At 65.3% G+C, this 20086-nt stretch carries 11 protein-coding genes; all 11 read right to left on the bottom strand.

Annotated features, from left to right (window positions below; all coding sequences use genetic code 11):
- Complete coding sequence (locus EK23_RS06315) at positions 1-5133, bottom strand: hypothetical protein (protein WP_045224498.1); 5133 nt, start codon at positions 5131-5133, stop codon at positions 1-3.
- Complete coding sequence (locus EK23_RS06310) at positions 5130-5945, bottom strand: coiled-coil domain-containing protein (protein WP_045224497.1); 816 nt, start codon at positions 5943-5945, stop codon at positions 5130-5132. Before EK23_RS06310 ends, EK23_RS06315 begins: the two co-directional genes overlap by 4 nt.
- Positions 5946-5961: 16 nt before the next feature.
- Positions 5962-8559: a hypothetical protein gene (locus EK23_RS06305; RefSeq protein ID WP_145998574.1), complete on the bottom strand. Its 2598-nt coding sequence runs from the start codon at positions 8557-8559 to the stop codon at positions 5962-5964.
- A gap of 10 nt (positions 8560-8569) precedes the next feature.
- Positions 8570-12043 (bottom strand): DUF6603 domain-containing protein, encoded by a 3474-nt coding sequence (locus EK23_RS21555; protein WP_145998573.1) that lies wholly within the window; start codon positions 12041-12043, stop codon positions 8570-8572.
- Between the two features lie 10 nt (positions 12044-12053).
- Positions 12054-15218, bottom strand: a complete 3165-nt coding sequence (locus tag EK23_RS06295) for a metallophosphoesterase family protein (protein ID WP_045224495.1) — start codon at positions 15216-15218, stop codon at positions 12054-12056.
- A gap of 268 nt (positions 15219-15486) precedes the next feature.
- Positions 15487-15621, bottom strand: a complete 135-nt coding sequence (locus EK23_RS24440) for a hypothetical protein (protein WP_268748165.1) — start codon at positions 15619-15621, stop codon at positions 15487-15489.
- A 244-nt stretch (positions 15622-15865) separates the two neighbouring features.
- Positions 15866-16624 (bottom strand): dienelactone hydrolase family protein, encoded by a 759-nt coding sequence (locus EK23_RS06290; protein ID WP_052807976.1) that lies wholly within the window; start codon positions 16622-16624, stop codon positions 15866-15868.
- A gap of 440 nt (positions 16625-17064) precedes the next feature.
- Positions 17065-17454: a hypothetical protein gene (locus EK23_RS06285; RefSeq protein ID WP_052807975.1), complete on the bottom strand. Its 390-nt coding sequence runs from the start codon at positions 17452-17454 to the stop codon at positions 17065-17067.
- A 123-nt stretch (positions 17455-17577) separates the two neighbouring features.
- Positions 17578-18096, bottom strand: coding sequence for a DnaJ domain-containing protein (locus EK23_RS06280; protein WP_045224493.1), 519 nt, complete (start codon positions 18094-18096; stop codon positions 17578-17580).
- 146 nt (positions 18097-18242) lie between these two features.
- Positions 18243-18551: a hypothetical protein gene (locus EK23_RS06275; protein ID WP_045224492.1), complete on the bottom strand. Its 309-nt coding sequence runs from the start codon at positions 18549-18551 to the stop codon at positions 18243-18245.
- A gap of 311 nt (positions 18552-18862) precedes the next feature.
- Positions 18863-19918: an adenosine deaminase gene (locus tag EK23_RS06270; protein WP_045224491.1), complete on the bottom strand. Its 1056-nt coding sequence runs from the start codon at positions 19916-19918 to the stop codon at positions 18863-18865.
- Positions 19919-20086 lie beyond the last annotated feature (168 nt).

Genomic DNA, 20086 nt, shown 5'->3' with positions numbered 1-20086 from the left:
TCAACCCCCTGCATTCACGGATTCGTAACTGACCCATGTGGCCGCCTGCGGCCCATCGTGGCCTGTCAGGCGTCCCGCCGTGCCCCAGCTGGCGCGGCCATCGAACAAGCTAAAGGCCATCCCGGATACTGGCCGGCCCGCCACCCCAACCTCGTTCGCCGGCACTTCCAGGCGGCACCAGCGTCCTAGCGGTGGCAAGGGTCCTTGTGGCCGTCGGCTGGGCGTGCCGTCCTGGCCCCAGTCGATCAGGTTTTCGCCCCAGTAGGCGCGGTGCTCCCAATCCGCCTGGTCCGGTTTGTCGCTGCAATTCCATTGCAGCATGACTGTCCGGGGCGGGTGCGCGGGGTCCAGATAGACATAGACGAACAAGCGGTCGCCCGCGGCGGGATACAGGGGATCTGCCGCGTTGTCGAAAAAGTGCTGATGTTTGCCCGCAGCCAGAGCCGATTGATGCGCCGCGCGGCTGTTGGGTGGTCTTGGATTGCGATGGGTCCAACTCCAGGCATCGTTGTCGGCGAACAGGCGCGCGCGCCCCGGCAGGCTGTCGCGAATCCAGACCTCTTCACGCGCGCCTTCGGCTGGTGCGGTGCGGATCTTGGCCAGGTCCAGGGTCTCATTGAGGATGGTGGTGAGGCTGTCCAGATCCCAGACGGGTCGATTATCGCCCGCCACCGCCAGCAGCAGGCTGTTTGGCGGCGCGCCGTTGGGTTGGTCGAAATGAAATCCCAACCCGGTCTGCTCCTGCTGGTGCGGGACGATTTCGGTCCATTCTTCCACCAACAGGCCAGCTACGCCGGTCTCCAGACGGATCGGGTCTGCCGTTGGGCTTTGGACGACCAGGGAAAGCCGGCCCTGAGGCAGGGCGCCGGCAAAGGGCAAGGCGATCCAGCGATCACCGGCCTTGTAGGGAAGCTGACCGACTCGAAGGTCAGCCGCTACCCCCAGGGTTTCGCCGTACAACTGGACCGTGTTCCAGCGGGAGAGGCCGTCCCGCACCTTGCCTGCGGTCTGGGCCCAGTCGGTAGCCGCGAGGGGCTTTCCGTCCTGAAGGCCGAGACTGTCGTCGAAACTGGACTGAAGCGTCGCGTCACGGAACCGAATCAAGGGCAGAACGCGGAACTCGGCGCCAAACACCTGATCCAGCCGCGACGCCTCCGCCTGAAAGGCGGTGTTCGGATCGGCGTTCTCCGCGGACCCTGCTTCCGCCAGCTGCCGCAGGCGCTCATCCAGCGTGCGCAGGGCTGATTCCGACTGTTGACGCAGCGCGGGTAGGGCTGCCTCCGGGTCCAGCACCGCGGCGGGCATCGTTCCCGCGACCCCCAGCTCAGAGGCGGCGAGCAGCGCCAAGCGCAGCTGTTCGGAAGATGGTTCAGGCAAGGCCAGCAGCGCTTCCAAGGCATCGCGCCGCGTCTGTAAAGCCTGGACAGCTTTAGCGATGCGCTGGCGCAGTTCCGCCAGGTCCAGCTCATCCGTCGTGTCTGCCGCGCCGGGCAGAGCCAGATCCTGGGTCAGAAGCGGCCGGGCCGACAATACAAGCTGGCGTAAGGCGCGCAGCATTTCCAGGAACTCGGCGAAGCTGCGCCGCTCCAGCGGCCAGTTTTCGCCGCGGCCGAACCCCAGTTCCAAAGCGGCATCCGCGGGAACCCCGGCTGGAAGCTGGCGCAGCGCCGCCTCGGCCACCCGCTGCTCCAGCTCTGATTGCTGCGGCTTCTCGTCTCCCTCCGTCAAGTACAGGTAATCCAGCGGCGAAAGCCCAAGTTCCAGAAGCGTCACCTCCCGGGCCGCGAATGCGGTCTGATCCCGTCGGTACACCACCCGGCAGGCGATCTTGGCGGGGTCCGGCAGTTGCTGCGCGAGCCAGGCATTCAGGCGGGGTTCCGCCAGCACACGGGGGTTCTCGCTGCCCGGCCATATCGCGCTGGTGCCGGTTCCGCCCAGGGGCATCAGGCAGATGAAGCGGTGGCAGAGGCTCACGCCACTGCGGGGTGTCCGCACCATCTCCAGGTCTGGCGGAGGCACCGAGCCCGTGGCGATGGCTTCGAGGCTGGCTCCGGCGCGCAGGGGATTGCCCTGGACCAGTTGGTAGACGCTTTCCGCTGTCAAGACGTCGCTGACCCCGTCTACCAGATCGTCCAAATCCGCCAGAACCGCCAGGAGTCTCTGGTACTCGGCCGAGCCCACTCCGGGGAAGCCCAGCTCGGCCGCGCCGAAGGGGATCGTCGCGACCGACCAGTGCGGCGCGCCGGCCTCGGCGTGGGCCAGCTGCCAGCGACGCCGCAGTTCCAGTCCATCGGTGATCCTGCCAACGGCCGCGGCGCCTGCATCATTCCAGATCTTCCGGATCTGCTCGGTCAGTTCCGCCACGATGGCTTGCCTGCGTTCCGGGATCCGTTGCCCTTGTAGCCCTTTTACCGTCGCTTTGGATTCTACGAGCGCGTTGTCCAGCGCAGCGATGCGCCCGGCCAGTGCCGTCACCGATGCGGGCCGGGCAGGGTCCTGCAGCATTGCCAGCGCGCCTCGGGCCTGGGTCAGGCCCGCAGCCGCGGCATTGAATTGGGCGCTTACCGCGCTGGCTTCGAGTTGCTTGTTCGCGGCTTGATCTTCCAGGGTCTGGCGCGTCTGCTCCTGGGCTTCCACATCCGCCGGTTCGAGGATGCGCAGCTGTCCGGCCTGGGTCGAACTGGGAGTCCGGGGGGCATTGAGCTGCGCCGCCTGCTGCAGGAACTGCGCAGCCTCGTTTTGAAGTAACTGCGCGCGTGCCGGCAGATGCTGGATGGTGTCTATGACGGACTGATGCAGGGCCAGCTCGGCCTGCAGTTGCGCCTGCGCCCCGCGCGCCGCTGTCTGCTCCGCGGTCAGGGCTTCCACCTTGAGTTCCAGGCTCTGCAAAACCTGCCACTCCCCTTGAATGGCCCTGAGCCGGGAGAGCAGTTCGCTCAGCCGGGAACCCCCCGACAGCGCCAGCAGACGCCGGAATCGGTCGATATAAACGTCCAGCCCTCGTTCGTGCAGGGTGCGCTCGAAACGGTAGCCCAGCAGGGTGGACAAGGATTGACCCTGGCGCACGCCATCCAGTAGCCAGAGGGAGCGCCGCACCCGCGCCGAGGACAGGTCCACGGCGAAGGCATTCGCCTCGTCCCGGGGCGCCAGTTCGTCATCCACGAAGCCGCTGCGCAACAGACAGGCCGCGGCCGCCTGGGCCAGGGAGGGCGCCTGGAAGTGGCCGTGATTGGCCGGAGCTTTCCACAGCGGCGCACCGTCTGAATCCACTGGTGTCAGGGGCGGCGCCGGGCGCAGTTGCTCCAGCCACCCATAGGCCCCGATGCACAGTCCGTTTGCTTGACTCTCCCGCAACTGGGACAGCCTGGAAGTCGCCAGCGAGGTGGCCCAGGCGTCGGCCCGATATGCCAGCGCGTCCAGCGCGTCGGCGGCCAGCCGCAGCCGGGTTTCCTCCGGCAGGGCCGCCAGCGCCGCTTGGGCCCGCGCATCGGCTCGGGAGAGGGCGTGTAGCACTAGGCCTTTTAGGAAGGACAGGAAAGCGGTCGGCTCGGGAGGCTTCTCCTTGCGTTCGCCACTGACGATCTCCTGCCGGCTGCCCGCCCCATGATCCAATGGCGCGAGCGCGCCTTCGCTGTCGTCGAACGCCTTCGTGCTGGCGGCGATGCCCCTCCAGTTCAGGCGGTTGCTGCGCCACCAGGCGGCCAGCTTTCCGGCACTGTCCTGCTCGCCCACATTCCAGCGCATGAGGCTGGTGACCGGCAGGATACCGTAGGGCTGGCTGCCGACTCTAAGCGGCGCCAGGGGCCCCATGGCACGGACGAATTCGGCGAAATGGCGGCCTAGGGCGGCGCCATCGCCTCCGGAAGCAATCATATCGCTCTTCAGCGGGGCGGACAGTACCTCCCAGAGCAGTTGCTGCATCATGCGGCAAGGTTCGTGCTCCGCTTCTTTGGCGCCTTTCAGCGCGGCAAACGCGTCCGACTCAAGGCCCAGCGCCCGGGCGAGCCGCCCGCCCCGTGAATCCGCGGGCAAGCTGGCGCTTTCGTCCATCCAGACGGGGGTATCGGATTCCGCCTGGGAGTTGAAGGCGGAGGCTTCCGCTTCCGAATTATTGGTGGGCGTGCCCGCCGCCAGGAGGTCCAGCCCGCTGCTGTAGCGGTGCGATTCCAGCAGCGCCTGCAGCTGGACGGTGCTGGAATCGCCGATGCTGGTTTTGAGGCCCAGGACCAGCAGGCGGTCGAGTCCGCGGCTGGCCAGCTCAGGGCCCAGCGGAATGCGCATGGCCATGCCCTGGGCCACGGCCTCGTCGAAATCCACCAGCCAGCGCAGACCCTTGCTTACCGGCGGCATGCCTGCGGGAGATTCGTCCTCCTCGGCATCGGGATCGAGCCCCACATCCAGGGTGTCGGGAATCGTCCGGCCCCAGGAGGTGAACACCGGCCGTTCGTCGCTGAAGCCGACAGCCACGAAGCGGTCCGGCAGGGCTTCAGCCTGCGGTGCACGTCCCCAGGGAGTACCGCGTATTTCCGCCTGCGGGCTGCCGGGCCGGGTCGAGCGCGCGATCCAGGCGGCGCGGCGCGGTCCGAACTGACCTTGCAGCTGCTGCCACGCGCGTTGCGCCAGATCGCCGCCAACACCGGATTGCAACTGGTTCCAGTAATTCTCGCCCCATTGGCGCTCCATCTCCGTTAGGCGAGGCTCATGGTCCGTCACGTGGATATCGTCGGGGTAGATGCGCAGCCACAACTCGGTGCCTTCCGCCCGGGTCATGAAGCGGGTCTCCAGCCGTACCGGAAGCAGCAGCAGGGGCAGGGCGGTGGATACCGGGCCATCCTGGGCCGGCCGTCCCAGCAGCCTGGCGGTGGCGGCGTCGCGCGCCTGGGCGAACTCCAAGGCATCGGGGCGCAGGCGTTCGGCCTCCGTGTTATTGGCGCTTATGCGCTGGTCCAGGCTGGCGATTTCGGCAGCCAAGGCGGTGCTGCGCGCCTGCAGGCGATCCCGTGCCGCGGTGGCGCGCTGCAGGCGCCGGCGGGCCGCGACCAATTGCATGACCAGCGGATCATTGCGTCTGATCAGCTTGACCAGCCCGGGACGGCGGCTCGGCGGGATCGAGCCATCACCGATGTTTCTCATGGAATTTCGCCTCCGTCGGGGATACTGTTCAGCTCATTCTGAAGTTCCTGATAGGCCGATTCGGCATCCGCAAGCGCTGCGCTGGCCGAATTGAACTCCTCCATGGCGCTGGCGAGGCTGGCCTGAACGGCGGTGGCTTCGGCGACCAGGGCGGCCCGGGCGCGTGTCATCTCATACACCTGTGCCTCGAGGTCGAATATGCGCAGGTCCAATTCTCCCGCCCTGTCACTCCAGACCCCCGCGATCTGCTCCAGCGCAGGGCGGTCCAGGGGATCCTGCATCAACAGGGCCAGATCGGCCTCCAGTGCCGCCAACTGGCTGCCAGCCAGGGCAGAGTCGTCCTGAGCCAGCTTCAGCTGCGAATCGAGGCCCGAGTTGATGATCCCTGCGATCAAACCGTCGAGCCGCTGCGCTTCCGCCTGCACGCTCGCCAGTTGCGCCCGGGCCTGATCGAGCCGGACCTTGGCCGCATTGGCTTCCGCCTTGGCCTGTACTAGCTTGCGCTTCAGTTCCTGCAGGACGGGCGAAATCCGGCGTATCGGGATGCCGCCGCGGCGGGGGAGTTCCTGATCCGGTTCCTGGGCATCCAGGATGGACTGCTCGATGTCCGCCACCTGCTGCTGTTTGGCGTCAAAGTCGCCCTGACTCTGGGCAACCGCCGCCTGCGCCTGTTGCAAGGCAGGGTTCAGGGCGGACCTTTGCTGGCGCAATTGCTCCAATTGGCTCAATTGCGGCTGAAGGGCGGCGATGCGGGCCTCGGCTGCCTGCTTTTGCTGCTGGAACCGAGTTCGCTCGGAATTGAGGTACGACATGCTTTCGCTCCTGAGTCTAAGCGGGAGGCGGCACCCAGACGCTGCCGTGGATGGCGACCCGAAATGGCTTCTGGCGGACGATGAAGGCCATTGCCGCGGAGCTCTTGCCCCATTGGGCGCGCTCCAGGAGCAAGTCCTTGAAGCTCGTCTCCAGCCACAGGTAAGGCCGTGGACGGCCGTCGGCCGGCTCCGCGTCGAGATGGGCCCAGGACAGGTTTCGCCAGCTCGCTTGGGCCGCGGTGAACTTCCCGTGGGGCCCGGGGGCGGCTTCGTCCAGCCCGAAGCGGGGCTCGGTGGGTTGTTCCTGAATGATGAAGAACCAGCCCAAATCGGCGGAGCTTGGCCCGCCGCCGCTGACCTGGCTGGCTTTCAGGTCGAAGCCGAACAGCAGTTGATCCACATCCAGGCTGGCGCGGAAACTGGGCCATGCTTCTGGGCCTAGGGGTCTGCGCTCCTGAGTTAAAGGGTCCTTGCCCGCCTGGACCGCATAGACCAGGGCGCGCGGATAGCGCCGCATGAGTTCTCCGCGAACCAGAAGAACCAGGGGCGCCGAACTGCTGCCGGTGCCGTGATCACCCAGGCGGCTCGCCAAATGCCAGTCCGCCAAGGGCTGGATATCGTCCGCCGTCGCGCCCATGCAGCCCGTGCGGTCCCAGAAACGGGTGAAGAAGGTGGCATCGGCCGGCGAAGGATAACCGCGCCAAAGCAGTTCGCGGCCCATTTCGTGGTTGAGTCCGGCCATATAGGCATCGATGAAGCGCTGGTTGGCCTGCAGCAGAGTGACGGATTCGTTGGCCACGCTTTGAAAGCCGGGCAGGAGTAGGTCACGGTGGGCCGTGCGCAAGGTCTCGTACATGGGGCGCTCGAAACGCGGTGCGAAGCCCGGCGACTCCACGCTGTCCGCCGCCAGGTGTTCTTTTTCCAGGGACGCGCGTACCCCGTCGCCTGGCTTTATGCGCTCGCGCAGGAGGCTGCCGCGGGCATCCAGCGCACGAAATTGCGCCCTCACCTGCAGAGCCATCGCCGGCTCCTGCGGATTCGCCGGGCCGTCGTATAAATAGGCCTGCCCCGGAGATGCCTGACCCAGGCGCCGCAAGCGCCCCGATAGAGGGCCTCCGCTCCGGGTCAGCCGGCGGAAAGCCGCGGACTGGCTGTCCGTCAGGAGCCGGGAGAACGTCTCGGGCGGCGCGAATCCCTTTTCCTCTGGCTGCATCCCGGTCAGCTGCAACATGCGCGCTGCGTTCACGCCGGACAGCTGACGGTGCTTCAGGCTTTCGCTCAGCTCAGCCGCCAGGCGCGCGCGTTGGATGCGCTCCAGGGGCCGTGGCCGGGCGAGAGTCTGCGCGAGGGATTCAGGCTGTGCTCCGGAACCCGCCAGTGTGGCATTGCCCGTGCGCTGATAATGGGCGGCCAGCTGTTCCCAGGCTTCTGCCACCAGCCTGTCCTGCTCACGGCGTATCACATCCGCGCCCAGGCCGGCGGCGGCCCGGTAGCGCGGGTCCAGGTTCAACTCGGCAAACCAGCCGGGCGGGTCGCTGAGCGCGGGCACCGCATGCAGCCCAAGGTAATGCTGGCCGTAAAGGGGAGGGGTGAGGGTTGGCGCAGCGCCGGCGTCCGCATTGAGGTTGAGCAGTGCGCGCAAGGCTTCCTGCAAGGAAGGCGCGGGACCGCGGCCTTCGATGGCGCCGTCGGCCAGCAAAGGACCCTGGAAGTCCAAGACCGGCTGCGCCGTGCTGGACGGCATGCCCCAGCCCGGCGCGCTCACATCGATGGGCTGCACGCCCAAGCTCGGCGACGCATCCAGCGGTTTGAGCTGGCTGGCTAATAGCTCGAAATCGCCTTTCGATCCGGTGTTGAAGTACCAGTGGAAGTAAACCGGCAGTTCCACCTCACTCGGGTCCCTTGAGTCGAAAGTCCAGGCGTGGGCCAGCGGATCGGCCTGGTCGTCCACCGGCGGCAGGCCCAGACCGCTCCTGCGCCCGCATTCGTAGACGGGCACCAGGCAGGCCAGATACCCGGTCTCCGCTTGCAGGCGCCGGGGGCAGATGAGGCGGGACAGATTGCGCTGGGGCTGGCTGGCAAGGATGGCGCTCAGCTCGCTGGCGCCGGGCACATCGGAACTGGCGGCCGCCGGCGTGACCTGGGCGTGGGCCCAGGCCCAGGCTTCCCGCAGATCGGGCAGTTCGCCGCGCGGGCACGTGAGCCTGGGCAGGAGCTGTTCGCCGCCGACGGCGAGGCGCGCTCGCGCCTGGGGTATGGCGACCAGGCAAAGCCAGGGCGACAGAGTGCTACCGGCCCCCGCCGCCGCGGGCGTGAACAGCCAGGGAAAATCAGGCCGGTCGAACTCGATCAGCGGAAACAGGTTGGGTTCGAAGCCGCCGTTCCCGACAGCCGGCTCGATGCGGATGATCTCGCTGCGATCGATGCCGGTGACATCGCCCGGACCATAGAGATCCAGGTTGACCGAGGTGGCCTGAGCATTGACCGAGACCGTCAGGGGCAGGCTCAGGTGGTCGCGCTTGAGCACCAGGGCCTGGTCGTTTCCGAGACCGGCCAACAAACCCTGGCGCAGCCAGGAATAGGTGAGAAATCGCGCCTTTGCTTGCTCAGCCATGGGGTTCTCCTCAGCGCCTGACTGCCATTCGACCGGCCGGACCTGCCGCGGCCGATAGTCCTGCACGCCGCCTCGCCGCCGCCTGTCCCGCGGCTCCCAGGTCGATGAGGGCATCCAGGTTGGCTTGCAACAGGGCATAGCCTTTTTCTTTCGGGGCGGGCGTGCCCGCGGGGCGGGACGGGTCAATGATCAGGGTTTCATAGTCAAAGCCGGCGTCATCGGCGAACAACTCGCCAAAGGACACGTCCCCATCGCCCAGGGCCAGCCCCGCGTCGTATTGGGCGAAGGCAGGGCTGCTGAGCTTTTCATCGTCGCTCATGGCATTGAACTGGGCGGGGGCGAAGGCGTCTTGGCGATAGCTGTGGCGCAGCTCGGCGGCGCCGCTGCGGGCTTCCAGGTCGAATCGCTGCGGACCACCCGCCAAGGGGGAGTTGCCGAAGCGGGAAATATGGGTTCGAAGTGGAACCACGCGCTGATGCAGGCTGACCGCCGCCAGGGGGTGGACCCGCGCATCCTCGCCTGCGGCTACCGCGAAACTGACGGTGGACGCGACGCCAGCGGGCAGAGCTGTGCTCCAGTTGCGCCGGTCGGCGGCGGCTTGCACGAGCAGGGGCAGCACGTCGATGGCGGGGGGCAAAGGCGGTGGAGCCTGATGGCCGAAACGGTGGCTGAAGTCCACCGACTTGCTGAAGAACAGGATCTTGAAGCGGGCCGTGCCGCGCACGAACCAAGGCGCGGGACCCGAGACCGTCATGTCCAGCTTGATGCCGAGCAAGGTGTAGCCGCGGTATTTCACCACCACCATGGCGCCCAGGTCGGCGACGAAGGCGAAGGGTTCGAACTGGAACAGGGCGTCGAATCCCAGGTGCCCGGCCAGTTCCAGTTTGCCCGCGTGGTAACGCAGGTCAACCGCGGCACCGAACTGGACCGTGTTGGAGGTCAGCGCCAGGTAGGCCTCGAAGCGCAGGCGCAGGCTCCCGGTGTCCCCCAGGCTCAGTGCCAGCCTGCCCAGTCTGGGGAAGTCCGCCGGCGGCAGAAAGCGCGGGTTGAAGCCGCCCACCGCCAGCAGGAATGTGGGCTGCCGGCCCCATTGGGCGCGCAGGGCCATGTCGCCGGTGAGGACGAAATCGAGGATGCGGGAGTCGTAGAGGGTGGCATCCAGTGAGACGCTGTCCCGTTGGAAATCGACCAGGCCGATGGCGTCCATGCGCAGCCGCACCAGGGAATGATCCGCGCTGGGCAGGTCCGCCGCCAGCCGACCCAGCACCAGCAACCGGACCGGTTCCGGCAGTTCCAGCAGGATTGCCAGTTGCAGGCTCAGCAAGCGCGGCGTGCCCCAGGAAATCTCCACCATGGGGCCAAAGGCGTGACGGCCACGCACCGGCGGGAAGACCCTTCCCAGGTCGCTGAGGATGCGTGCCGCCTGGCGGATGGGATCCTGCGGGAACAGCACGGAACCCAGGGTGCCGTTGCGGATGCCCTCCCGCAGTTGTTCCGTGCGTGCGCTGCGATGGATGCCCAGCAGGCCGCCGATGCCGGTCAGCGTGAAGCCCATGCCCAGCTGAATGGGGGCGAAGCCCTGGGCCGTGATGATGACCACCAGGGAGTAACCGCGAGAGCCGTCCGGCAAGCGCGTGTTGAGCAGGCCGATGGCCTTGACCGTGGTGAGGTCCGACAGGGTGAGGTCGAACATCCCGGCGTACTGGTGCGCGTCCGCGTCCAGTTTCAGGAAGCCGCCACCGCGAATCTGCGGGGTATCGATCAGCAGGCCGATGGCCGTGGGCGTGCTCAGGTCCAAGTCCAGATGGGCGAAATGCAGATTGGCGCGCGAGGTGTCCTTGAAACGCGCCAGGTCGAACTGGAGGCCGAGGTCTTCCACATGGACGATGACCGGGCCGATGCTGGCGGTCAGCGACAGTTCGGCTGCCACCGCGATGGCGGGCTCCTCCGACGAGCCGCGCATGCGGATGCGGATGGCGGTCTCGTCGATCGTGAGACCTGGCAGGGATTTGCGGGTCAGCAGCGGAATTTCCACGCCGCGGCCATCGCGGCGGGCTGCGAGGGATTCCAGTTGCGCCATGTCGAAGGGATCGGCTTCCGGGACTGGCGCTGCGCTTTTCGCCAGGGCCAGCGGCTTGGGCTGCCCGGCTGGGGACGTCTTTGGACTCAGGGACGGCAACTGGCCGGTGGTGAAAAAGCCGCGCCGGGTCGACCAGCCTGCGCCGAAGCTGAAGTCCGTCTTCTGCGTGCCGCCGGGGATCAGAGAGGACAGGAAACCGTCGAGCTTGGAGGTATCCAATTGCAAGCTGCAATCCTGGAACAGGGTCTGGATTTCAAACTGGCCCCCGTTAACCGACACGAAGCTCAGCCATTGTCCGATGGCCAGGTGCGTGCCTTCGGCATCCGGCAAGGCCAGCAGTGGCGTTCCGTCCGGCTTTGGGCGCGAACGGATGCCGAACACGATGGCGTTGTCCTTCAGGTCAGGCCCGGCGAGGTCGCTTGGGTGGTCGGCGCTGAGCAGAACGCTCAGGTTGGAGCGGCCATCCAGCTTCGTCACCAGTTCCCAGCGGTCGTTGATGGGATAGATCGTCCGGTAGTCGCCGCCGAGACTGATGAACAGGCCGCGTCCCCCCTGGTCTTGCGGCACCAGGGCCAGGCTGAGGGTCGCGGCGGCGGCTTCGTCGGCGCTGGCCAGGTCGTCGCGGGACTGGTTCCACAACCGCACCGTGAGCATGCGGCCGGACACGCTGTCGGCGATGGGCTTGCGCGGTGGCTGGCTGGCGTCTGCCGGCTTGGGCCAGAGTTGAGGCAGGCTGTCCCAGCCGTAGAGCACGTCGATGGTGGGCAGGTCGCCGGCGCGGCCGAGGCCGATCTTGGGACCGAGCTTGTCGAAGAAAACCAGCAGGCCCGCCAGGATGCGCAGCCCGAAAGACCAGTTGCCGGCTTCCTCTTCGGTCACAAGTTCCCAGTGGGCATCGCCAGGACCCGTCAGCAGGTGGCCGAACAGGCCGACCAGTCCCCAGAAGGCGCGGGTGAAGGAATTATCGCCTTCGCCATAATGGGACAGGTTGTCGAAGGCAAACTGGATGACCTGGGCGATGAAATAGACCTTGGGCGCGCGGTCCCGCGCATAGCTGCTGGCCAGCACGTTCAGCATGAAATCGAAGGTTTCCTCCAGGAAGGCGACGTCGTCCAACTCGCCCACCCGCAGCATCTCGCGGAAGCACTCCAGAACCGCGTGCATGTCCTGCAGGGCCTCCCGATAATCCGTCAACTGGGGATGATCGAGCTCGCCGAAGGCCTTGAGCCGCTGCTTCAGATCGTCCGGCACATGGGGCGCCACACTGCTGCCGATGCCTTCCAGTCCCAGGTCTTTCAGCAGGGCTTCGCGGGCCTCCGCATCGGCCAGGACCTCTTCGGCCCAGCCGGTAAAGTCGGTTGCTCCACTGAGCAGTCCCTGCACGAAATTCAGTTCGCTGGCCATGGGCAGGTCCTCAGGCGGGTTCGGCAAGCCCGCTTTTCAGGGGCTTGGCCTCGGGGCGCTGCTCGTCAGCAAGCGGGTCCAGGGATGCCCGTTGCAGCACCAGGCATTGGGGTTTGGGCAGTTTGCCGAAATCCAGGACGCCCTCTTCCTTAAAGGGCGGATTCGTCACTGGATTGGCCGAGGGGTCGGGGACCACGCTGTAAAGCTCCTGGACGGCCCAGAGTTTGCCGTCCACCCGCTCAAAGCGCACCAGGGCAATATTGCTGCGGAACAGGAGCTGACGGGCATTACCCAGCTTGTCCAACTGCGCCTGATGGCGGGCGGCGATGCGCCGATAGGCCTGGGCGGGATCAGCGCCGGCCTTGATCTGCTTGGCGATGTCCGGCGTCGTGTCGATGCCCTTTGGACGCATCGCCTCCGGCCGCTCGGCGTCGGGACGCAGGTCGAACACGGGGCTCAGGCACCATGACCAGTCGGGCCGGTGATCGGAGCGTACCCGGCTGTATCGCCGCTGCGGGTCGCTGGGTTCTTTCTGTTCCGGCCAGCCGTGGGTGGGCAGCATGGCCGGCTTGCGGCGCATGCGCTTGCGCAGCACCGACGGCAGATCGGCTTCCTTCCTGCCCTCGGCAAACTCGATGGCGTTGGCGGCGCCATCGTTCCAGCCCATGCGGTCCGCACCCACGTCGGAGCGTATCAATTCCTGGGCAAATGCCAGGCTGCGGTCGACCACGGTCAGGTACTGGGGCATTACGTTCTTGATGCCGCTGCTGGTGAACTGAACCAGTCGGGCGGGTTCCGCCTGGTCCTTTAGCCAGTAGCTCATCTGGGTGGCCGCGCTGTAGTGCACATCGCCCGACAGCAGCAGAACCCGCTTGTGGGCCGCGAGCCGCTTGAGCAGGGCCTCGAAGGTGGCGACATCCAGCGCCCAGCCTTCGATGGCGTCCGGGTTGGTGCCGACCATGAACTCACCGCCGCGACCCTTGGGCTTGTCGGGTGCGGCGCCAAAGGCATCGAACAGCCGGTAGGAGGCCGGGGCGACGATTTCGTCGAACACGGACGGAGCCAGCACCTGCAGCGGCGCAACCAAGATCAGCAGGCGGCCGTTGTCCAGGGGGGCGGCCGGGATCTGTTCGGCCTGGGCCTCCTTGGCCACATTCCCGGGCGGGCCTTGGCGGGTGACGTAGCTGCGGCGGGTGCGATTGTCCAGAGCCGCTAGCACATGGGCCGGACCGTCGACCCGGAAATGCCAGCGCATGGGCGGGTTGGTGGCATTCAGGGTGAGCTGCTGGCGCTCATTCAGGCCCAGGAGCTTGTCGATTTCCGTGGCTGCGGCGGCGACCGGCCATTCCCCGGTGGAATCGGCGAACAGCGCGGCGATCTGTTTGAGCAGCTGCGGCGGCGCGGCCTGCGGATCGTCATCCTGGTAGCGCAGGGGATTGTTGCCCCAATCCTGGAACACCGCGTAGCTGGCCATGCCATTGCGGACGATCTGCCTTCCCAGCGGCGCTTCCAGCACCTGCTTGCACCACACCGGATTGAGGAACCAGTCGTCAGTGACATCGTGATCGTCGAAGATCATGTAGGTGGGCACATTGGCCAGCGCGCGCCGGACCTTGGGCAGGCCCATGACGAAGCGGCGCAGCAGGCGATGATGCCGGTCCAGATTGACCAGGCTCATCCAGAGGCCCGTCTCGGTGGACTCTTCCAGGCGTTTGGCCAGGGGCGCCAGGCTGTCGGCGCCGCCCTTGCGGTTGCGCAGGGTAAAGCCTGGCGGTGCGGGCAGGTCATCGGCCCAGGCCGGGAATTCCTTCTGGACGGCATCGTGCAAGACCTTGGAAATATGGTCTTGCCAGTCGAATTCGGCATCCGACTTCGCCTTGACGTCCTTCAAGTCCGACGCCATGACCTCGCCGCGCCGGGTCAGCGCCGCCAAGCCGGTGGCTTCCGCCAGCTTCTGCAGGAGATAGTCCTGCCACTCGATGTCCGGGGGACTACTGGTCTTGTCCGGAACCGCGGGCCTTATCGCCGACGGGAAGGTGAAACTGTTGTCTCCCCAGGCTTGGGTGTCGGCCAGGGTGCGGGCGGTGATGGCGACCGTCTCAGGGCGGTTTGCACTCTGGACGCGCCCGCTGAGCAGATCGGCCTTTGCCGGCCAGAACTCGGGCAGCCAACAGGCATTGGACCAGACCAGGATATGCATCGCGGCGAACTCGCCGAAGGAGAGCAGATGACTGTGGCCGTCGCTGCTCGTCATGCGCGCTTCGATCTGCAGCAGGTCCAGCCGGCCACCCGGAGGAAAATGCGCCAAGTCCGCGGGCAACCGCACTTCGCCCGTCGCGGTTTCATCGCTTGCCGCGTAACCCAGTTCCAGGCTGTCAGCCAGTCGCTGCTGAGTCGGCCCCTCATCCGGGATCAAGGTTTTGACCCGGTTGGCCGGGAGCGAAAGGTTTTCCACGGGGCCCGCCGACAGGCCGGGAATGCCGTGCTCCCCGGCGCCGCTGATGAGCAGGTGCGCCAGACGGTTGATGATCCAGATCTGCTCGGGCGCGACGTCATCGGCGTAGATCTGATCGCCGCCCAGAACCAGTTGGTGCGGGCGGTTCAGGGCATGGCTATCGGCGTCCGCGCCTGGAGTTTCCGGGCGGCTCCGGCTGATGAGATCATCGATCCAGGTCATGGCGTCCAGATGATCATTGCAGGGCAACCGGCAGGAGCCATAAACCAGGCGCAGTTGATCCAGATCCTTGGGCGGGAGGGCGAAGCTGGGCAACTGCCCCTGGCCATAGCCCAGGGCCAGATGGGCGCTGGCAAAGCTGGCGGGATCGTCCCAGTTGAACGGCTTGTCCTCCAGCAGCCCCAACGAGTTCAAGGTCTGTGGCTGGGGGTTGCCCTGGGTCTTGATGGCGAGATCGTAGGCGTAATTGCGGCCCGGCTGCAGCCCGGGTGCTGGCGTAACCAGCGTGACCACCGCCAGATGCAGCGCCTTGCCCAGGCGGGTGCTGCGCTGCGGCGCGCTGCTCGCGAGGGCAGTCGGCATGGATTCGCTGTGGCTCTGCAGGCCATCCCAGATGGACAGCGTGATGTCCGCTGATTCCCGCAGGGCCAGCCAGACCGATACCAGATTCGGTTCCGTCCGCCGCAGAATCGGTCCTGCCAGGATGAGTGGTAAATCCATGCCTCTTCTCCCTGATCGCATTGAAAGGCTGCCCCGCAAGGGGCTTTCACCGCCGCAATGGACGGGAAGGCCGCTACCGGGTGGACATAGTAAGGCGGATTTCCGAGCACCGCGATGCGAAAAATTACCGAAAAGCCGGTGAAGTGATAAATCGCACCGTGCCGGGCAATAGTGCATGGTGCCGAAACCGCGTGGAGCATCCGGATAGGGGCCGCACTGTGTTCATGTCGCCAACTGACTGGTGAGCGCTCAGGTCCGGGCTGGCGGTTTATGCGATTTTGATCGGGCGTGCCACGCGCACCTCGCCGAAGTGGGTGGCCAGAATGTCGAAATGAGCGTTCTCAGCGGCCATGTAAGTGCCGACTGCCAATTTCGGCTCGGCAGATCGAAATACACTGTCCATGGCGAAAGCCTATGCAAGACGCAAAAGCGATATAAACTGGGATCGTGGCAGGGTCTCCTCCTCCTTCCCTGTCATTATTTTGCGCGGCTGGCCATTTATCCCAAAACAGCGCTCCGCTGGCCGCGACTTTTTCCTCAGCTACCTCCCTTTACGCTTCAAGCCTGGCCCTGCGGCCGGTGCGAAGGCTGGAACCCGGTGCGAGATATTGATTCACGTCTCCACCATTCTGCGAGAGCCATGACCCTCATATGCCGACGGGTTCCTCCAGATCCAGCTTTTTCTTCTTTTTGTCCTTACCGCCGCTGGAAGCGTAGGCGCCCTGATTGATCAGGGTTACCACCGGAAGCGCCACCAGGCGATGGGAGAACAGGGTGGTCGTGAGCGCCCAGGCTCTGGCGGCAGCATCGGCATCGTAGCTGTCCCGGTCAGCACAGGCGAAGCCGTGCCCGGCCGGGTAGTCGTAAACCGTGACATCGGGTCTGGCCAAGCGGAAATTGACGACCGAGTCCATGGGGATGTAAGGGTCGAGTCGTCCGAAATGCAGCATGGTGGGGATACGCCGCTTGGTGCCTGTCTGATGGGGAATGCCGGCTCCGTAATAGGCAACGGCGCACGCGAGGCCGCTGACCCGGTTGGCGGCATGGAAAGCCACGAACGCGCCCCAGTCGAAGCCCAGCACGCCTACCTTGCCCGCGGATGCCACCGCTTCGGCGGTCGCCTGCAGATCCGCCAGGCTCTTTTCCAGCGGAATTTGCTTCACGATGTCCAATCCTTCCTGTACAGCTTCGGCCGCATAGCCCAGGGACACATCCTTTTGTACCCGATCAAACAGGCTGGGCACCACGGCCAGATAGCCGAGTTCGGCCAGGGCATCCGCGGTCTGCCGTATATTGGCGTTGATGCCGAAAATCTCGTGAAGAACGATCACGGCAGCCGTGGGAGCTTCGGCCGGTTCGGCTCGATAAGCGGTAAAGTTATGACCGTCGCCGGCTGTGATATCCATCGCGCACCTCATCGTGTTGGTCCAAGGGGTTCGAAAAGCAGGAAAGGCGGGATTCCGCCGACACCGGGCAGTCTGCGCTGGGCGATCCAGGCTAGAGGCGCCGTCTCGATGCTGCTCTTGGTAACGCAGAAATGGTGCCAAGCCTGGATTCAGGAAGGCGGTTCCTGGTTGGGTTGCTCAAGATCCGCCCGCGCTCAGGCAGGCCGTACCCTGGAGGCAGCGATGAGGCCGTTTCGCAGATTGAGTTCGGGCGCGGGCACCAAATTCCACACCCGAATGCGTGTAATTATGTTGACGATTGCGGTGGGGCATTACCGCGCTTTGTAACAGGCGAGACATTGAGGGTCCGCCCTGCAACCGCGCGTGCATGCGCGAAGCCGGTCCCGTCGGATGCAGCGCCGGCCGCTTCCGTCGCGTACCCTGTCCACAGCGCTTGCCGTTCACACCTTGTCCGGTTCATCGCCGCAGGCGGTGGTGTTGGGTTTGAATACAAAAAGATCAGGCTGGTATTTAGGGTACACCCGCAGCCATGTCAGGGTTGCGGGCGCGAGCATACACACCGCATTCCACATGGCATGGTGCTCATCGTTGCCGCCGATCTGCATGCGTCGCCAGGTCTCGGACCAGCCCGCCCAGTCGATCTTCGGCAATGCCTGGCGGGTTTCCGGCGCCAGATTGGCCGCGGTCTGGGTGATGGTGTGCAGCTGCTTGCGGATTTCCTCGCGGGTGATGATCGATCGGGCGAAACCCGCTTCCTCGGTGTTCTCCGCGAGGATGACGATGTTCATGCAGGCTTCTCGAATCAGGTTCAGCATCAGGCCATCGATCATGGGCTATCTCCCGGTTGGTGTGGCTTTTTGGGGCTATGAATCAGGGTACTTCGCGAAGTCAGAAGTGGCAGGCGCAGCCTGGCGCATGCCGAGTCCCTGGCAGGCCAGCGTCACCGGTGGTGTTTACCGAATGCTATCGAGCAGCGCGTTGCGCGCATCCGTTATGCGAATGAATTGTTCGTGGCTGCCGCCGACGTCGGGATGCGCCTTCTGGGCCAGACGCCGGAAAGCCGCTTTGATCTGCGAGGGCTTGAGCTTGCCGTCGACCGGCAGGTTGAGCGTTTCGCGGTATTGCCGCTCGTTGAATGGCTGGCCATGGTTCCGGTGCCTGCCGCGGCCTCGATGGGCGCGTTCCTGTTCTGCACGGCGTTTCGCGTGGGCTTCCCGGCGCAGTTCCACCTGATCGTCCTGCCATTTCTGCCGTGACATGACGATACACGCGGCAAAGTCGATGCGGCCGCGCGTCTCGAGTTCATCGAGGTCGAACGGTCCCACCATGTCGAAGGGTTGCTCGAGCCAGGCGCGCCTGCCCTCCGGGCCAATTTCCACCCGGCCGGTTGCGGCCGTGGTGGCGATTCCGTAGGAGCCGTTCCAGACCACCCAGGGTTCTTTCTCCGAAAACCAGGGCCTGTCGTCACGCATCCGCGTTCATCAGTTTTTGCAGGATCAAGCAGTCTCCCGGTTTCCCAGCGGCCTGGACGCGTAATGTTTCGTACAACGCCTTGCGGGCGCCGCAGCGCTTGATAAAGGGGGCAGGTAAGGCGGGAGCCATTCGGGCACCAAGGGTTTCAGACGTAGATGAACGCGCCTTGCTGCAGTTCGGGATAATTTCTGCGCAAGGCACTCGAAAGGGTGGCCACCAACTGTTTATCGGATGCCGCGGAAGAGCCGACGAAATCGGTGCCCTGTTGCCACAGTTCGAAGTAGCAGTGCAGTTCCTCGTCGTATGCGGCGTCGGTGGGGTGGCTGGTCTTGTCGAACAGGTCAACGATCCCCTGCTTATCCACTTCCAGGCGCCAGTCCCGGTCGTCCTCCACCGATGCCAGAAGTTCAGCAACCTCGGCCTCTGACCAGGCCTGTTTCATATCAAATGCCATGGAAGACTCCCATCGTTGATTCATGCAGTCTGTTTACGTGGCTCGCCTGATCGTTTCAGCCGGCGCGGCGCGTCCTGTAGTCAACCGGGCTCCCACGCGAAAGCAGGCCACGAATGACGTTGCTCCTGAGCTATCACGCGAGAAACGTGCCAGTCGCTCTGGCTTTGTAAGGCATTGAAGGTTATGGGCTTGATCGGGACGTCAATTGTCCGGGAGGCGACAAATCGGACAAACGGCACGTGGGGCATGCAAGCCCTCAATGCCAGGGCGCGGCTGAATCCTTAGCGCCATCCGGCCCTCGGAACCCCTGCTCAGACCACCGCTGCAGCGAATAGGCGGTCGAGCTCGGCCTGCCAGATCGCCTTCTGCGCCGGCGGCACAAAGCTGGCCTCGAAGCTGTTGGAAGCCAGCTGCCAGGCTTCCCGCGCACCCCATTGCGGCAGGGCTTCGAAGAGAGCAAGGAAGTTGTCGTTGATGTAGCCGCCGAAATAGGCCGGGTCGTCCGAGTTGACCGTCGCGCACAGGCCGGCCGAAAGCAGCGCAGGCAGTGGATGCTCCGCCAGGGTTCGACAGACGCGCAGCTTGACGTTGGATAGCGGGCAGACGGTCAGCGGCAGGCGGCTTGCCGCCAAGCGCTGCAGCAGTTCCGGGTCATCGGCGCTGCGCACGCCGTGGTCGATGCGTTGGACCTCAAGCATGTCCAATGCGCCGCTGATGTAGGCCGGAGGGCCTTCCTCGCCGGCATGCGCCACCGCGTTCAGGCCCAATTCGCGGCATCTGGCGTACACGCGCGCGAATTTCTCGGGCGGGTGGCCGATCTCGGAGCTGTCGAGCCCGACGCCGATGATGTGCTCCCGGTACGGCAACGCCTGCCCCAGCGTCTCGAAAGCTGCGTCTTCGCTGAGATGACGCAGGAAGCACAGGATGAGGTCCGCGCTGACGCCCAACTCGGAATTGGCTCGCTGACAGGCGCGGCGAAGACCGCGGATCACGGTTCCGATGGAGACACCGCGTTCAGTGTGCGTCTGCGGATCGAAGAAGATTTCGGCGCGTACCACATGGTCGGCAGCGGCCTTCTCCAGGTAGTCCCAGGCCATGTCGCAGAAGTCTTGCTCTTGCCGCAACACGCTGGTCCCGGCATAGTAAATGTCGAGGAAGCTCTGCAGGTTGGTGAAAGCATAGGCCTCGCGCAGTGCCTCGACGCCGGGATAGGCCAGGTTGACGCCATTACGCTGCGCGAGTGTAAAGATCAACTCCGGTTCCAGGGTGCCCTCGATGTGGATGTGCAACTCGGCCTTGGGCATCTTGCGCAGCAGCCAAGGCAGCTGGTCGCGCGGGATACGGTCGAAATCGATGGGTGGGGGCATGGGAAGCTCCTTGGCACATGCACTCAAAATGGGGCGAACCGCGTTCGGCGGCCCATCGGCCGCGCAATTAAGCTTAGGATGTTCGAACGGAAGTCGCGTCGCCAGCCAGGGCCGGCATGGTTCGGAAAAGGTATCCTATCTGCTTCGACCGGGCGCAAAGGGGCCAAT

Origin of the sequence: Methyloterricola oryzae, assembly GCF_000934725.1 — a bacterium.
Taxonomy (GTDB): Bacteria; Pseudomonadota; Gammaproteobacteria; order Methylococcales; family Methylococcaceae; genus Methyloterricola; species Methyloterricola oryzae.
This window is presented reverse-complemented; position numbering and strand designations above follow the sequence as displayed.

What these genes read in the sequence shown, in the direction of transcription:
- EK23_RS06305 (WP_145998574.1), bottom strand. Translation starts at nt 8,559, where the DNA reads ATGGCTGAGCAAGCAAAGGCGCGATTTCTCACCTATTCCTGGCTGCGC.
- EK23_RS06295 (WP_045224495.1), bottom strand. Translation starts at nt 15,218, where the DNA reads ATGGATTTACCACTCATCCTGGCAGGACCGATTCTGCGGCGGACGGAA.
- EK23_RS06315 (WP_045224498.1), bottom strand. Translation starts at nt 5,133, where the DNA reads ATGAGAAACATCGGTGATGGCTCGATCCCGCCGAGCCGCCGTCCCGGG.
- EK23_RS06310 (WP_045224497.1), bottom strand. Translation starts at nt 5,945, where the DNA reads ATGTCGTACCTCAATTCCGAGCGAACTCGGTTCCAGCAGCAAAAGCAG.
- EK23_RS06275 (WP_045224492.1), bottom strand. Translation starts at nt 18,551, where the DNA reads ATGGCATTTGATATGAAACAGGCCTGGTCAGAGGCCGAGGTTGCTGAA.
- EK23_RS06285 (WP_052807975.1), bottom strand. Translation starts at nt 17,454, where the DNA reads ATGATCGATGGCCTGATGCTGAACCTGATTCGAGAAGCCTGCATGAAC.
- EK23_RS06270 (WP_045224491.1), bottom strand. Translation starts at nt 19,918, where the DNA reads ATGCCCCCACCCATCGATTTCGACCGTATCCCGCGCGACCAGCTGCCT.
- EK23_RS24440 (WP_268748165.1), bottom strand. Translation starts at nt 15,621, where the DNA reads ATGGACAGTGTATTTCGATCTGCCGAGCCGAAATTGGCAGTCGGCACT.
- EK23_RS21555 (WP_145998573.1), bottom strand. Translation starts at nt 12,043, where the DNA reads ATGGCCAGCGAACTGAATTTCGTGCAGGGACTGCTCAGTGGAGCAACC.
- EK23_RS06290 (WP_052807976.1), bottom strand. Translation starts at nt 16,624, where the DNA reads ATGGATATCACAGCCGGCGACGGTCATAACTTTACCGCTTATCGAGCC.
- EK23_RS06280 (WP_045224493.1), bottom strand. Translation starts at nt 18,096, where the DNA reads ATGCGTGACGACAGGCCCTGGTTTTCGGAGAAAGAACCCTGGGTGGTC.